We start from the raw sequence: 13,813 nt of genomic DNA, 5'->3' as shown, positions 1-13,813 counted from the left end.
GTGAGCACACCCGCCCCAGAACAAGTCCGCGAAGATATCCGCCTTCTTGGCCGAGTGCTGGGCAGGGTCATCGACCAACAGGAAGGCGAAGACGTCTTCGACCTCGTCGAATCTACCCGCCGCATGGCCTTCGACGTCGCCCACGGCGATGCCAAGCCGGAAGACCTTGTTGCCATCTTCCGCGACCTCGACATCACCAAAGTCAACCTCGTGGCCCGCGCCTTTAGCTACTTCGCGCTCATTGCCAACCTTGCGGAGGACTTAGAAGACGAGTCTGTTGATGCACCGGTGTCGCTGCGCAAGACCTTCGCCAAGCTTAAAGCCGAGGGCGTCGCGCCTGCCGACGCCTCCTCCATCATCCGCGGCGCCCACGTCGCTCCCGTGCTCACCGCACACCCCACCGAAACCCGCCGCCGTACCGTCTTCGATACTCAGACGCGCATCAAAGACCTACTCAAGGAATCGCACCGCGGCGGCGACATGGCGGCGATCGAAAAAGAGATGTACCTGCGCATGACGCTGTTGTGGCAGACCGCGCTTATCCGCATCGCGCGCCCCACCTTGGAAGACGAGGTGGACGTTGGCTTGCGCTACTACAAGCTTTCCCTGCTCGACCAGGTCCCCGCCCTCAATCGCGCCATCCGCCATGCCATGCGCGAGACCTTTGGCCAGCAGCTGCCGGATTCCCCGGTCGTGCGCCCGGGCTCTTGGATCGGCGGCGACCATGACGGCAACCCCTATGTCACCGAGCACACCCTCACCTACGCCACCCGCAAGGCTGCGAAAACGGTATTGCGCTACTACGAAGAGCAGCTGGCCGAGTTGGAGCGCGAGCTTTCCCTCTCCGACCGCTACTCCTCCAGCTCCAAGGAACTGGGCGCGCTTGCCGACGCCGCAAATAACACCGAAGAATCCCGCGTCGACGAACCATACCGCCGCGCCATTTACGGTATCCGGCACCGTGTGAAGGCAACGCTGCAGGAGGTGAAGGGTGAGAAGAGGGGGACGTCGGCAAGCGCGTATGCCTCGCCGGAAGAACTCAAGCGTGACTTGGACGTGATCGACCGTTCGCTGCGCCAGTTCAATGACGACATCATCGCCGATGACCGCCTCGCACGTTTGCGCTCTGCCGTGACGACCTTTGGCTTCCACCTCTATTCGCTGGATATGCGCCAGAATTCGGAGTCCTTCGAGAACGTGCTGACGGAGATTTTCGCGGAAGCGAGCATCGTCGACGAGTATCGCGCGCTCGGCGAGGAGGAGAAAATCGAGCTGCTGGTGAAGGAACTGCAGACCAATCGCCCGCTGTTGTTCCCCGATGCGGAATTTGGCGAGGACACCGCCAAGGAGCTGGGGATCTTCCGAGCGGCCGCGCGGGCGGTGCGGGATTTGGGGCCGGAGTCGGTGTCGCACTGCATTATCTCCATGACGGGAACGGTCTCCGATATTTTGGAGCCGATGGTGCTGCTCAAGGAAGTAGGGCTGAAACAGGTGGACGTGGTGCCGCTGTTTGAAACCATCGAGGACTTGAAGGCCGGTGCGGGAATTCTGGAGAAGCTGTGGGCAGTGCCGGTGTATCGCGAGCACCTGCGCTCGCGTGGTGACATCCAGGAGGTCATGCTGGGCTACTCCGATTCCAACAAGGATGGCGGCTACCTGCAGGCCAACTGGGCGCTGTACGACGCCGAGCTTGACTTGGTGGAGCTGTGTCAACGCTTCGGTATTGGACTGCGCCTCGCGCATGGCCGGGGTGGGGCGGTTGGTCGCGGTGGCGGCCCGACCTATGATGCGATTCTGGCGCAGCCGAAGGGCGCGGTGTCGGGTTCGGTGCGTATTACCGAGCAGGGAGAGGTCATCTCCGCAAAGTACGGAGCGCCGGAAACTGCGCGCCGCCACTTGGAGGCGTTTGTTTCTGGTGCGTTGGAGGCCTCGTTGCTCGATACCGAGCCGATCGCGGACCCCGAGCGCGCCTACGACATCATGCGCGAGCTGGCTGCGTTGAGTGGTACGGCGTACCGCCAGCTTGTCGACGTCCCCGGCTTCATCTCCTACTTCACCCAATCCACGCCCCTGCACGAGATTGGCGAGCTCAACCTCGGCTCGCGCCCGACCTCACGCAAGCAGACCACCGCGATTTCAGACCTGCGCGCGATTCCGTGGGTGCTGTCGTGGTCGCAATCCCGTACCAACATCCCGGGCTGGTTCGGTGTGGGCAGCGCGGTGACGTCCTGGGTACAGCAATCCTCCAGAGGATCGACAGCCGAAGAGGGGGCAGCAGGAGTGGGGCAGGCCGGCGACGGAGAAGCAACAGCCACTGGAGACGTGGAGGCGCGCTGGGAGGAGCTGCGCGAGCTTTATCGCACGTGGCCTTTCTTCCGCTCCGTGTTTTCTAACATGGCCCAGGTGATGGCGAAGGCGGAGATGCAGTTGGCGCGCCTCTACGCCAACCTGGTCGATGATAAAGCCACCGCCGACCGCATCTTTACCCTCATCTCGGAGGAATTCGAGCGCACCCGCGAGGTCTATCTTAAGGTCACGTGCAACGCGGACTTGGTTAGTGAGAACCAGCGCCAGGCACGCTCGCTCAAGCGCCGTTATCCATACCTGCTTCCGCTCAATGCCGTGCAGCTGGAGCTGCTGCGCCGTTACCGTCAGGGCGATGACCAGTTCCTCGTGTCCAAGACCATCCAGGTCACCATGAACGGCCTCGCCACAGCGCTGCGCAGCGCAGGCTAATCAGCCCCCCAATTTGTCCAAACCCAGAGTAAACACGCGCAGGCCAATCGCGCCCGAATTCATCAAGCGCGCCGAAGCCCCCGCGAGGAAGGCTACCAAGCGGGGTGTCAGCAAGAGAAGCGTGGTGGTGGGCGAGCAACAGCAGACAGCGGTGCTGGTTGAAGGCGCTGGTGCTAGTTGAAAGGGCTGGTGAAGACTGGGGAGGCGTCGTAAGGCGGCAGCCATGCGGTGCGCCCACCGATGCGATCCATTCGGCCCCGTGAGGGCGGGGCATCGGGGTCATCGTCGTTGACGCCGTTGTGATACGGGCACAGCGGCACCAAGTTGAGGATGTTGGTCGGCCCGCCGCGGGCCCAGGCTTTGATGTGGTGGATCTGGCACTTCTCAAAAGGAACCTTGCAGCCCTTCCAGGCACAGCACGGATTCTCCGCGGCCAGCGCGAGGCGCTGCTTTGAGGTGGCAAAACGCTGGGAGCGGAAGACATCGAGCGGACCGTGCTCGCGGCTGACCGCCACGATGATGCCCTTGTCCAGCATGGTGCGTTCCACCAGCTGCGCGCCGGTCATCGTCGCGCCATCGGTAGTGCGGACAATGAATTCTTCACCATCTTTGTCTGTATTGCCCTTGAGCAGCTCGGCGTAGTCATCGAGCTGTAGGACTGCCATGGCAGTTACCTGAGTCTTCACGCCGCCGCCCTCAAGGTTTTCCAGGAAGCTTGCGCCGGGGCGGTCTTGGTCGATGCCCTTGAAGACGTCGGTAAGCTCCAGCGAATCCGCCGTCACCGTGAGCGTGGCCAGTCCGTTGTCGTGCTGGGTGAGCTTGGCGCGCTCGGCATACGTGCGAGGCTTACGCATCTCGCGCAGGCGCTTGCGGGCGACATTCTCCACCAGCTCCGCGCTGGTCTGGCACAGCTCTACGCGCAGGTCCCACGCTTTATTGTGGTCCCGGACCTTGGACACGAAGCTTTCGATGAGCTGCAAAGTAACCAATCCGTGGCCTCGACGGCGGGCGGATTCCGCGGCGGTGCGCTGCTTCCGGGTGGAGGTCGTGTGCCCGAAGTAGGTGTGGTGAAGGGAGAGGAGGAGGGAGGCGTCGGCAGGCGTAGCACCAAAAGACACGAGGTCGGATTCAGACAGGCCCGCGCACTCGGCCACCAGGTCAATGGCCCGGCCGAGTGCGGCGAAGAATGTCTGTAATCTCATGCCCCGCAGCCTAAAAGCACCCCATCCTGCCGCCAAGCCCCGGTCTAGCCATCCGACGAAATCTGTGGATAACTAGTCGGGACTCGGCTTGAGGCGCGCGGCATTAGGCGCCGAGCTCTTGGTGTGTGCTCGTCAGCGTTCTGCGCGGGTCAGGCTTCGTGGGTACTAGGCGCCGGCGAGGCCGCGGCGCTTGAGCAGCGGAGCGACGTCCTTGTCGCGGCCGCGGAACTCGCGGTAGGCCTCCGTGAAGTCGCGGGACGCGCCCTTCGACAGGATGAGATCGCGGAACCTCTGGCCGGCCGCGCGCGCAGCTTCGGCGGATTCCTCCGCTGTCGAGTCCGCAGCACCTTGCTCCTTGAACCACTCGAAACCATCGGCATCGAGGGCCTCGGCCCACAGATAGGAGTAGTAGCCCGCGGAGTAGCCACCGGCGAAGATGTGATTAAAGTACGTCGAGCGGTAGCGCGGCGCGATGAGCGGGTTATCCAAGCCAGCAGCGCGCAGGGCTTCGGCCTCAAATTCGGCGACGGCCTCCGGGGTGGTCTCGAGCTCGGCGGCATCGGCGGCGCTGAGAGAATGCCACGCCAAGTCGATGATGGATGCTCCCAAGTACTCCGAGGTGGCGAAACCCTGGCCGAATTCGGAGGCGGCGGTGATGGCGTCGAGAAGTTCGTCCGGGATGGGCTCGCCGGTGTCGACGTGGTGCGCATACTCCTTGACGAGAGACCTATCCAGCGCCCAGTTCTCGTTGATTTGCGACGGGAATTCCACCCAATCGCGCGGTACGTTGGTGCCGGCGAAGGTGGGGTAGTAGACGTCGGAAAGCAGGCCGTGCAGGGCGTGACCGAATTCGTGGAAGACGGTGCGGACCTCGTCCATGCTCAGCAGGGGCTGCGAGCCGTCGGCGGGTTTGGTGATGCCCATGACGTTGACGATGACCGGCTTGCGCTTCAGCAGGCGGGATTGGCCCACGAACTCGCTCATCCACGCGCCGCCGCGCTTGGTGGGGCGCCCAAAGTAGTCGGTGAGGAGGAGACCGATCCCTTTGTCCCCGTGATTGACGTCTCCGTCAATCACCTCCCACACGCGGACCCCCTCCGCGTAGCCCTCGAGGTCATCGCGCGGGGTCACGGTGATGCCGTAGAGGCGTTCGGCGGCGGCAAACACGCCCTTTTCCAGAACCTGGTCTAGCGGGAAGTATTTGCGCAGCTCGGCCTCGTCGAGGGAGAAGTCGCGGGCACGGACCTTGGATTCCCAGTAGGGCCAGTCGGCGGCGGTGAAGCCTTGGCCGTTGAGCTCAGCCTCTTCAGCGAGGAGTTTCTGCTCACCGGCGGCATTGGCCGCGGCGGCGGGGGCGAGGTCGAAGAGCATGGAGCGGGCGGCGTCGGCAGTCGCGGCGGTTTCCTCGGCGATGACGTAGTCGGCATGCGTGGCGTAGCCCAGCAGCTCGGCGCGTTCGGCGCGGAGTTGGACGGCCTCGATGAGCCCCGGGATGTTGTTCTCGGAGCCCCTGCTTGCCGACGCCCCGTACAACCTCGCCCTCGCATCCTCCCGCACCAGGCGGCTCAGCTCCGACTGCACGGTCGGCAACTCCAACGGGATGACAAAACCGTCGCGGCCTAATGCTTCGGCATCGACCTTGGCGGAGGCGATGCGCTCGGCGGGCAGGCCCTCGAGTTCCTCTTCGGTGAAGGAGACCGCGCGCTCGCGGGTAGACGCCATGAGGTTGCGGCCGAATTCCTCCGACAAAGCAGAGAGGCGCTGGTTGATTTCGGACAGGCGGGCCTTGCCATCCGCGTCGAGGTCAGCGCCTTTGCGCTTAAAAGTGCGCAGGAGGTGGTCGTGAAGGCGCTGGCCTTCCGCGTCGTCGGCAGGCGGTGTGGCCTCCTTGAGGCGCGCGTAGAGCACCTCGTTCTGGTACATCGCGTCGTAGTGCGCGGACAGGCGCGGGTAAATCTCCGCGGCGATGTCCTCCATCTCATCGGTGACGTCCGTGCCGGAGAGGTTGCCAAAGACAGCCATGACGCGGTCGAGGTCCTGGCCGGAGCGCTCGAGTGCCTCCACAGTGTTGCCCCAGGTGGGGTCGGCGGGGTTGTCGGTGATGGCGGCGATTTCGGCGTCGTGAAGCGCTAGCGCCTTGTCAAAAGCGGGGCGGTAGTGCTCGACGGTGATGTCCGCAAACCGCGGCAGCTGGTACGGCAGCGTGGAGGGAGTGAGTAGTGGGTTAGTCATAGGAAACTACCGTACCTATGCGCCCTGCTCTATGTGATGGCTTTCACTAGATCCTTCTGACGTGTCGCGCGCTTGCGGTGGATGAGGATGACGTCGAGAACCAGGAACGCCGCTAGCGTGATTCCCAGAAGCGGCAGGAAGACGCCCACGGTGGCGGCGAACAGCGCGCCCAATCCCGTCGTGGCCCACGAGAAGTGAGTGGTTGGCAGGAAACGCGGGCGGCGCTTCCACCACATGTAGTACCCCAGCACCACGAGGGCGGCGGTGGCGAGGCCCAGTGCGAGCAGCGCAATCTGCAGTGGTAGCCCGAACATGATGCCCATGTGTAGGTAGATACCCCAGCTGCTGAGCTTGCTAAACAGCGGCAGGCTGGAGAAAGGCTGGCGGTCGATGACCTCGCCGGTAGCGCCGTCTACGGAGACCGCATCGGAGGTGGTGCGCCATTCCACCCAGCGTTCGCTGACCTGCCAAGCGGAGTGGGCGTCCTCCGGCGGGTACAGGCGAAGTGGGCCGGTCAGTCCCTCGGCGCGGCCGGTGGCGAGGACGCGCTCGGCCTCGGCAGCCACGCTCACGCTTGGCGACGCCCCGACGGCCCCACCGTGCTCATGTCCTTCATGCCCGGTGTGCTCATGCGTTTCAGCGGTGGTGCCGGGGAGGGCAGTTTCGATGGGAGTGGCCTTCCAGTGCATGCGCTCGACTAGAGAATTGACGTTGTCGCCGGCCAGGCCCGACCAGGTGATGCCGGTGGCAGACAGCCCCAGCAGACCAATGAAAACCCACGCGCCGATGGTGGAATGCAGACGGGTAGCTTTCCAGCGTGCGGAGCGCTTGGGCTGGCGTTGCGTGGTGTTGGCGCTTGACATGCTCTTGGGGCGGCGGCGAATCCACCACATGTACAGGCCACCGCAGGCCATGACCCACAGCCAGGAGGCAGCTAACTCCGAGTAGAGCTCGCCGACCTTGCCCAGGTGGAAGCTTTCGTGCAGGGAGGAAATCCAGCGGCGCAGCGGCATCTCACCTAGACCGGAGTAAGTGGGGTAGTCCCCGATGACCTTGGCGCTTGCGGGGTCGATGAAGACGGTGCGCTGGAGGCTCTCATCGATGCTGTCATCGGACACCAGAACGCGCGTGGAATCCGTCGGTGTCGTGGCTGGCCACACCTGCGTGACCGGCATGTCTGGGTGCTCGTGCTGTGCGGCCTGGATTTGTTCCTCCAAGCTCACTGGGTGCTCGACCGCCGGAACGGTCATGACGTCGCGGTACACCACCTTCTCCAGGGAAGGCGCCACGGCATAAAGACAGCCGGTCAGGGCCGCGATGAGGATGAAGGGGCCGACGAACATGCCGCCATAAAAGTGAATGCGCTGAATAAAAGATCGCAGAGCCGTCCGACTCATATGTAGTGCTCTTTCGGGGGTCTAGGGGTAGAGGGCCTCTGCTGAACGTTCGCGGGACGCTCAGTAGGGGCGATGGACAGGCGCTGATATCAACTGCACTAGTAGTCGGAGGCGATGGTTTCTCGGTTCCCGAAAATTGAAAAACTTTTTACCTAACTGAGGTTCTCGGTGTTCAAAGGATGAAAACGCGCGAAGTAAGGCGCGAGAAGCAAGAAACAGTCAAGAAAAAGTTCTCGCAGCTCAACGGGTAAAAATAGCGCCCGAATCTGTGGTTTCGGGTCGGTTTTCGGCTAATGAAGCAAGAAAAGACCGCCTCGAACTCCAGGGAGGAGACGAAGCGGTCTTTTGTTAAGCGCCTAGCGCCGAATTACTTCTTCAGGCCATCAATGATGTCGTTGAAGGCAGCAACCGGGCGCATGGTTTGGTTAAGCTTCTCCTCGTTCGGGGCGTAGTAGCCGCCGAGGTCGACGGGGGAACCCTGGACGTCGAGAAGCGCCTGCTCAATCTCGCCAGCCTTGGCCTCGAGAGCCTCAGCGACCGGCTTGAAGGCCTCGGCCAGCTCGGCGTCGTCGGTCTGTGCAGCCAGCTCCTTGGCCCAGTTGAGGGTCAGGAAGAAGTGGGAGCCGCGGTTGTCGTTCTCGCCCACCTTGCGGGACGGGGACTTGCCCTCATCCAGCAGGGTCTCGGTGGCCTTGTCCAGGGCAGCGGCCAGGACGCCAGCCTTGGCATTGCCGTTGGTGTTGTGCTCGTGGCGGAAGGACTCAGCCAGGGCTAGGAACTCGCCGAGGGAATCCCAGCGCAGGTGGTTCTCCTCCTGGACCTGCTGGACGTGCTTCGGGGCGGAGCCGCCGGCACCGGTCTCGAACAGGCCGCCGCCAGCCATGAGCGGAACCACGGACAGCATCTTTGCGGAGGTGCCCAGCTCGAGGATGGGGAAGAGGTCGGTGTTGTAGTCACGCAGCACGTTGCCGGTCACGGAGATGGTGTCCTCGCCCTTGCGGATGCGCTCGACGGAGATCTTGGTCGCGGTGACCGGGTCCTCGATGGAGATGTCGAGGCCCTCGGTATCGTGATCCTCAAGGTACTTCTTGACCAACTCGATGAGGTTGGCGTCGTGGCCGCGCTCCGGGTCGAGCCAGAAGATAGCCTTCATGCCGGACAGGCGGGCACGGTTGACGGCCAGCTTGACCCAGTCCTGGATCGGGGCGTCCTTGGTCTGGCAGGCGCGCCAGATGTCGCCAGCTTCCACGTCGTGGGAGATGAGGGCCTCGCCCTGGGAGTTGCGAACCTCAACGGTGCCCGCAGCCGGGATCTTGAAGGTCTTGTTGTGGGAACCGTACTCCTCAGCCTTCTGCGCCATGAGGCCGACGTTCGGGACGGTACCCATGGTGGTCGGGTCGTATGCGCCGTTAGCCTTGCAGTCCTCAATAACCGCCTGGTAGACGCCAGCGTAGGAGGAATCCGGGATGACGGCGAGGGTGTCCTGCTCCTCGTCGTTCTTGTTCCACATGTGGCCGGAGGTGCGGATCATGGCCGGCATGGAGGCGTCGATAATGACGTCAGACGGAACGTGAAGGTTGGTAATACCCTTGTGGGAATTGACCATGGCGAGGTCAGGGCCGTCGACAAGCGCGGCGTCGAAAGCAGCCTTGATCTCAGCACCGTTCTCCAGCTTGTCCAGGCCCTCGTAGATAGCGCCCAGGCCGTTCTCGCCGTTGAGGCCAGCGGCCTCGAGCTCCTCGCCGTACTTCTCAAAGACGTCAGCGAAGAAAGCGCGCACGACGTGGCCGAAGATGATGGGGTCAGAGACCTTCATCATGGTGGCCTTGAGGTGAGCGGAGAAGAGAACGCCCTCTTCCTTGGCGCGGGCAACCTGTGCCTTGAGGAACTCATCGAGTGCCTTGGCGGACATGAAGGTGCCGTCGATAACCTCGCCCTTGAGCACCGGCAGCTTCTCCAGCAGGGTCTGCTCGCCCTCGGCGGTCTTCAGAACGATGGAGAGGGTGTCCTCCTCCGGCATGATGACGGACTTCTCGTTGTGGCGGAAGTCGTTAGCGTCCATGGTGGCCACGTTGGTCTTGGAATCAGCAGACCACGCGCCCATCTTGTGCGGGTTCTTCTTAGCAAAGTTCTTGACCGCAATCGGGGCGCGGCGGTCGGAGTTGCCCTCACGCAGAACCGGGTTCACAGCGGAGCCCTTGACGGCGTCATACTTTTCCTGAGCCTCTTCGTACTCCGGGAGATCAAAGCCAGCAGCCTGCAGCTCAGCAATGGCCTTCTTCAGCTGCACGAGGGACGCGGAGATATTCGGCAGCTTGATGATGTTAGCTTCAGGGGTCTTCGCCAGCTGGCCAAGCTCAGCCAGGGCGTCGGAGACCTTCTTGTCACCAAGGCGCTCCGGGAACTGGGCCAGGATGCGACCGGCCAGGGAAATGTCGCGGGTCTCTACCTCAATACCTGCGGTGGAAGCGAAGGCCTCCACAACCGGCTTGAAAGAGTAGGTCGCCAGCAGCGGCGCCTCGTCGGTGCGGGTCCAGATAATCTTAGCCATGGTTCTCCTCGATTAGTTGAAAACTGTTCAACCTAACAGGATACCTGTCTTGTTATCGCCGCGTGGCGGCCCCCGTGTGACACGTGCCACCTGTGGGGGAGGTGTGTTGACTTGGCGCAACCTGCCCGTCTGAGCTTACGGGCCCCGCAAGGGAAGTACTAAGGTCTGCCCACGTGAACCCGATGAAGCCAGCTACCCGCATCAAGCGCCGCCCTGTCCCACGCCAAACAGAGATTTCCCGATCGCGCCGCACCATCGTCATGATTGCCATGGCGCTGGGCGCTTTCGCCATCGGCACGACGGAATTTACGTCGATGGGCCTCTTGCCGCTCATCTCGGATGACTTCGGCATTACGGAAGATGCGGCGTCGGTAGTCATCTCCGTCTACGCGCTCGGCGTCGTCGTAGGCGCGCCGGTCATTGCGGCACTTACGGGCAAGCTTCCGCGCCGCCGCCTGATTATCCTGCTCATTGGCTTCTTGCTCGTGGGTAACCTGCTCACAGCCCTGGCCCCGAATTACGGAGTCCTCCTCGCGGCCCGCTTCATCGCGGGTCTGCCGCACGGCGCATATTTTTCCGTAGCAAATCTGGCGGCAGTGTCCATGGCGCCTCCTGGACGGCAGGGGTTTGCCATGTCGATGGTAGGCATGGGCCTGTCCGTTGCCACCGTGATTGGTGTGCCAGCAGCCCAGGCGCTGGGCCAAGAGTTGGGTTGGCATGCAGCGTACTTCTTAGTCGTGGCCATTGCTGGGCTGACGATGGTGCTGCTCTTTTTCCTCTTCCCGCACATGACGCGTATGCCGCAAACGGATATGTTTACTGAGCTTGGCGCGCTGAAAAACAGCCAGGTGCTTCTCACCGTGTTCCTCGGCACCGTGGGCTTCGGCGGAATGTTTGCCGTCTATACCTACATCACGTGGACTATGACGGAGGTCGCCGGCATGGACCCGAGCCACACGTGGCTTGTACTCATGGCGTATGGCATCGGCATGACCACCGGCAACGTCGCCGGCGGTGCGCTGGCGGACCGCAACCTGGAATTCGGCATCATTTTTGCGCTCATCTGCATGGTCGGTGTGTCCGTGACCTTCTACTTCGTGGCGCACAACGCGTGGGCGGGCACGATTGTCTTCGGCGTCTTGGCCTTCTTTGGCTCCATCCTCGTGCCGTCGCTGCAGCTGCGCCTAGTCAACGTGGCGGGGGATGCGCAGACTCTCGCGGCGGCGTTGAACCAGTCTGCTCTCAACATCGCGAATGCGGCCGGTGCTGCGATTGGCGGCGTGGTCGTGGGCGCGGGCTATTCCTATAATTCCACCGCGCTGGCGGGTGCTGCTTTGGCCGTGTCTGGCATTCTTACCTGGTTTGTCACCATGTGGGACAAACGTCGCCTGGGCCCTTCCGTAAAGATCATCGAACACCGTTAGACTGACCGGCATGAGTTTCACCATCGCCTCCGTTAACGTCAATGGCATCCGCGCGGCCTGCAAACAGCGCAATGACGACAACCCCGGTATGAATGCGTGGCTGGAGACTACGCCTGCCGACGTCGTCCTCATGCAGGAGGTGCGCGCCAACCCCGAGCAGACTCAGAAGGCCCTGGCCCCGGCTCTGGAGGCCGGATGGAACTTGGTCCAGGCCGAATCCGCCGCGAAGGGTCGTGCGGGCGTGGGCATCCTATCGAAGCATGCGCTTGGCGACGTCTCCGTGGGCTTCGGCTCCTTCGCCGAATCCGGCCGCTTCATCGCCGCCACGGTGGAAGGTGTGCGCGTTGCTTCTCTGTACCTGCCTTCCGGTGATGTGAATTCCCCGAAGCAGGACGAAAAGTACCTCTTCTTGGATGAGTTTTCGGAAGTTTTAGACGACATGGCTGCGGCTTACCCAGAAGCCGTTATTGGCGGCGACTGGAACATCTGCCACCGCGCCCAGGACTTGAAGAACAACAAGGCTAACGAGAAGAAGTCCGGCCACCTGCCGGAGGAGCGCGCCTTCATGGACCGCGTCTTTGGCGCCTTCCCGGATGCCGAACCACAGGCCAAGAAAGGGCTCGGGGACTGGCTCGGCGTGGTGGACTATGACACGAAGACCGCCTGGGAGGCGGCGGCGGACCCGCAGTGGTTTGACGTCGCCAGGCGCCTGCACCCGGAGGCGGAGGGGCCTTACACGTGGTGGACCTACCGCGGCCAAGCCTTCAACAACGATGCAGGCTGGCGCATTGACTATCAGGCCGCCACGAAGGCCATGCTGGAGCGCGCGCAGCGCACCTGGGTGGAAAAGGCGCCGACGGTGGAGCAGCGCTGGTCTGACCATTCCCCGCTTCTCGTCGAGTATAAGTAGCCGAATACAAGTAGTGGTACGATGAGTCCGAATTAACGTCCTTTCTATTTCGCAGGAGATCTTCATGACCCGCGCACTCATCTACTTCGTCCTCGGCGCCATTCTGCTTGCCCTGGGTATCTGGTGGTGGACCATTGTTGGCCCGTCCTTCGCCTTCCTTGGACCGATTGTCCTCCAGGGCGTCGGTGGTGCATTCATGGTGGCCGGTTTCGCGGTCATGATGGACGTTATTAGCCCGACTTCCCGCAAGATTTAAGGCCCACAGCGCCGCGCGGAGGCGGCGGCAGAGTAGAGTGGTCAACCATGACTGACTCCACTTCTGCATCGTCCTCCGCATCCCGAGTCCTCTCGGGAATCCAGCCCACGGCTGATTCCTACCACTTGGGCAATTACCTCGGAGCTCTCAAGCAGTGGATTGACCTGCAGGAGAGCTACGAGGCTTTTTATTTTATCCCGGACCTGCACGCCATCACGGTGGAGCAGAACCCGGAGGAGCTGCGTCACCGCACTATCGCGGGTGCCGCCCAGCTCATCGCCTTGGGTATTGACCCGGCGAAATCTACCCTCTTTGTGCAGTCCCACGTGCCCGCGCATGCGGAGCTGACCTGGGTGCTGCAGTGCCTGACCGGTTTCGGTGAGGCCTCGCGCATGACCCAATTCAAGGACAAGTCCTCTAAGCAGGGCCAAGACCGCACCACGGTGGGCCTGTTTACCTACCCCATGCTCATGGCCGCCGATATTCTTCTGTACTCCCCGCACTACGTGCCGGTGGGGGAGGACCAGCGCCAGCACCTCGAGCTCACCCGCAACCTGGCGGAGCGCTTCAACAATAAATACGGCGAGGTCTTCCGCATTCCGGAGCCCTTCATTCCGGAAGGCTCGGCCAAGATTTATGACCTGCAGGAGCCGACCTCCAAGATGTCGAAGTCAGGCGCGAACCCGAAGGGCATTGTCAATCTTCTTGACGCCCCCAAGACCTCCGCCAAGCGAATCAAGTCCGCCGTGACCGATGACCTCGGTGTGGTGGCTTTTGACCGCGAGAAGCAGCCGGGCGTGTCCAACCTGCTGGCTATTCAGTCTGCGCTGACGGGCGAGAGCATTGATGCCCTCGTGGAGAAGTACGCCGGCCAAGGTTATGGCCACCTCAAGGTCGATACGGCCGAAGCCCTAGAGGCGTTTACCACTCCGCTTAAGGCACGCTACGACGAGCTCATGGAAGACCGCGGCGAGCTCGAGCGCATTTTGGCCGAGGGTGCTGCGCGCGCGACGGAGATTGCTGCGCCACTCGTGGACAAGGTTTACGAGGCGGTGGGCTTCCTCCCCGCACGTCGCGGCTGAGTTGGTTAGCATATGAGGGACGT

The 13,813-nt window shown here is 62.5% G+C and carries 9 protein-coding genes; 5 read left to right on the top strand and 4 right to left on the bottom strand.

All coding sequences use genetic code 11. The features are described from left to right. A complete protein-coding gene (gene ppc, locus I6J72_RS08780) occupies positions 1-2,736 on the top strand; it encodes a phosphoenolpyruvate carboxylase (protein ID WP_204098912.1) in 2,736 nt (911 codons plus the stop codon). A 173-nt stretch (positions 2,737-2,909) separates the two neighbouring features. Here ppc and I6J72_RS08775 read toward each other — a convergent pair whose 3' ends face one another. The 4 genes from I6J72_RS08775 to I6J72_RS08760 all read right to left on the bottom strand — a co-directional run bounded on the left by I6J72_RS08775 (position 2,910) and on the right by I6J72_RS08760 (position 10,118). Further along, positions 2,910-3,938 (bottom strand): HNH endonuclease signature motif containing protein, encoded by a 1,029-nt coding sequence (locus I6J72_RS08775; RefSeq protein WP_204098911.1) that lies wholly within the window; start codon positions 3,936-3,938, stop codon positions 2,910-2,912. 165 nt (positions 3,939-4,103) lie between these two features. Beyond that, a complete protein-coding gene (locus I6J72_RS08770; RefSeq protein ID WP_204098910.1) occupies positions 4,104-6,170 on the bottom strand; it encodes a M3 family metallopeptidase in 2,067 nt (688 codons plus the stop codon). A gap of 29 nt (positions 6,171-6,199) precedes the next feature. Beyond that, positions 6,200-7,567, bottom strand: coding sequence for a PepSY domain-containing protein (locus tag I6J72_RS08765; protein WP_204098909.1), 1,368 nt, complete (start codon positions 7,565-7,567; stop codon positions 6,200-6,202). 367 nt (positions 7,568-7,934) lie between these two features. Then, positions 7,935-10,118: an NADP-dependent isocitrate dehydrogenase gene (locus tag I6J72_RS08760; RefSeq protein WP_204098908.1), complete on the bottom strand. Its 2,184-nt coding sequence runs from the start codon at positions 10,116-10,118 to the stop codon at positions 7,935-7,937. Positions 10,119-10,300: 182 nt separating this feature from the next. Between I6J72_RS08760 and I6J72_RS08755 the strand changes: the two genes are divergently transcribed. The 4 genes from I6J72_RS08755 to trpS all read left to right on the top strand — a co-directional run bounded on the left by I6J72_RS08755 (position 10,301) and on the right by trpS (position 13,790). After that, positions 10,301-11,542, top strand: coding sequence for an MFS transporter (locus I6J72_RS08755; RefSeq protein WP_204100492.1), 1,242 nt, complete (start codon positions 10,301-10,303; stop codon positions 11,540-11,542). A 10-nt stretch (positions 11,543-11,552) separates the two neighbouring features. Continuing rightward, on the top strand, positions 11,553-12,452 hold the full coding sequence (locus tag I6J72_RS08750) for an exodeoxyribonuclease III (RefSeq protein ID WP_204098907.1): 900 nt from the start codon (positions 11,553-11,555) through the stop codon (positions 12,450-12,452). Between the two features lie 64 nt (positions 12,453-12,516). Next, the gene (locus I6J72_RS08745; RefSeq protein ID WP_115021234.1) at positions 12,517-12,708 is read left to right on the top strand and encodes a hypothetical protein; all 192 of its coding nucleotides are present in this window, start codon (positions 12,517-12,519) and stop codon (positions 12,706-12,708) included. A gap of 47 nt (positions 12,709-12,755) precedes the next feature. Next, complete coding sequence (gene trpS / locus I6J72_RS08740) at positions 12,756-13,790, top strand: tryptophan--tRNA ligase (protein WP_039673932.1); 1,035 nt, start codon at positions 12,756-12,758, stop codon at positions 13,788-13,790. The last annotated feature ends 23 nt before the right edge of the window (positions 13,791-13,813 follow it).

This window comes from Corynebacterium sp. FDAARGOS 1242 (assembly GCF_016889985.1).
GTDB lineage: Bacteria > Actinomycetota > Actinomycetes > Mycobacteriales > Mycobacteriaceae > Corynebacterium > Corynebacterium minutissimum_B.
This window is presented reverse-complemented; position numbering and strand designations above follow the sequence as displayed.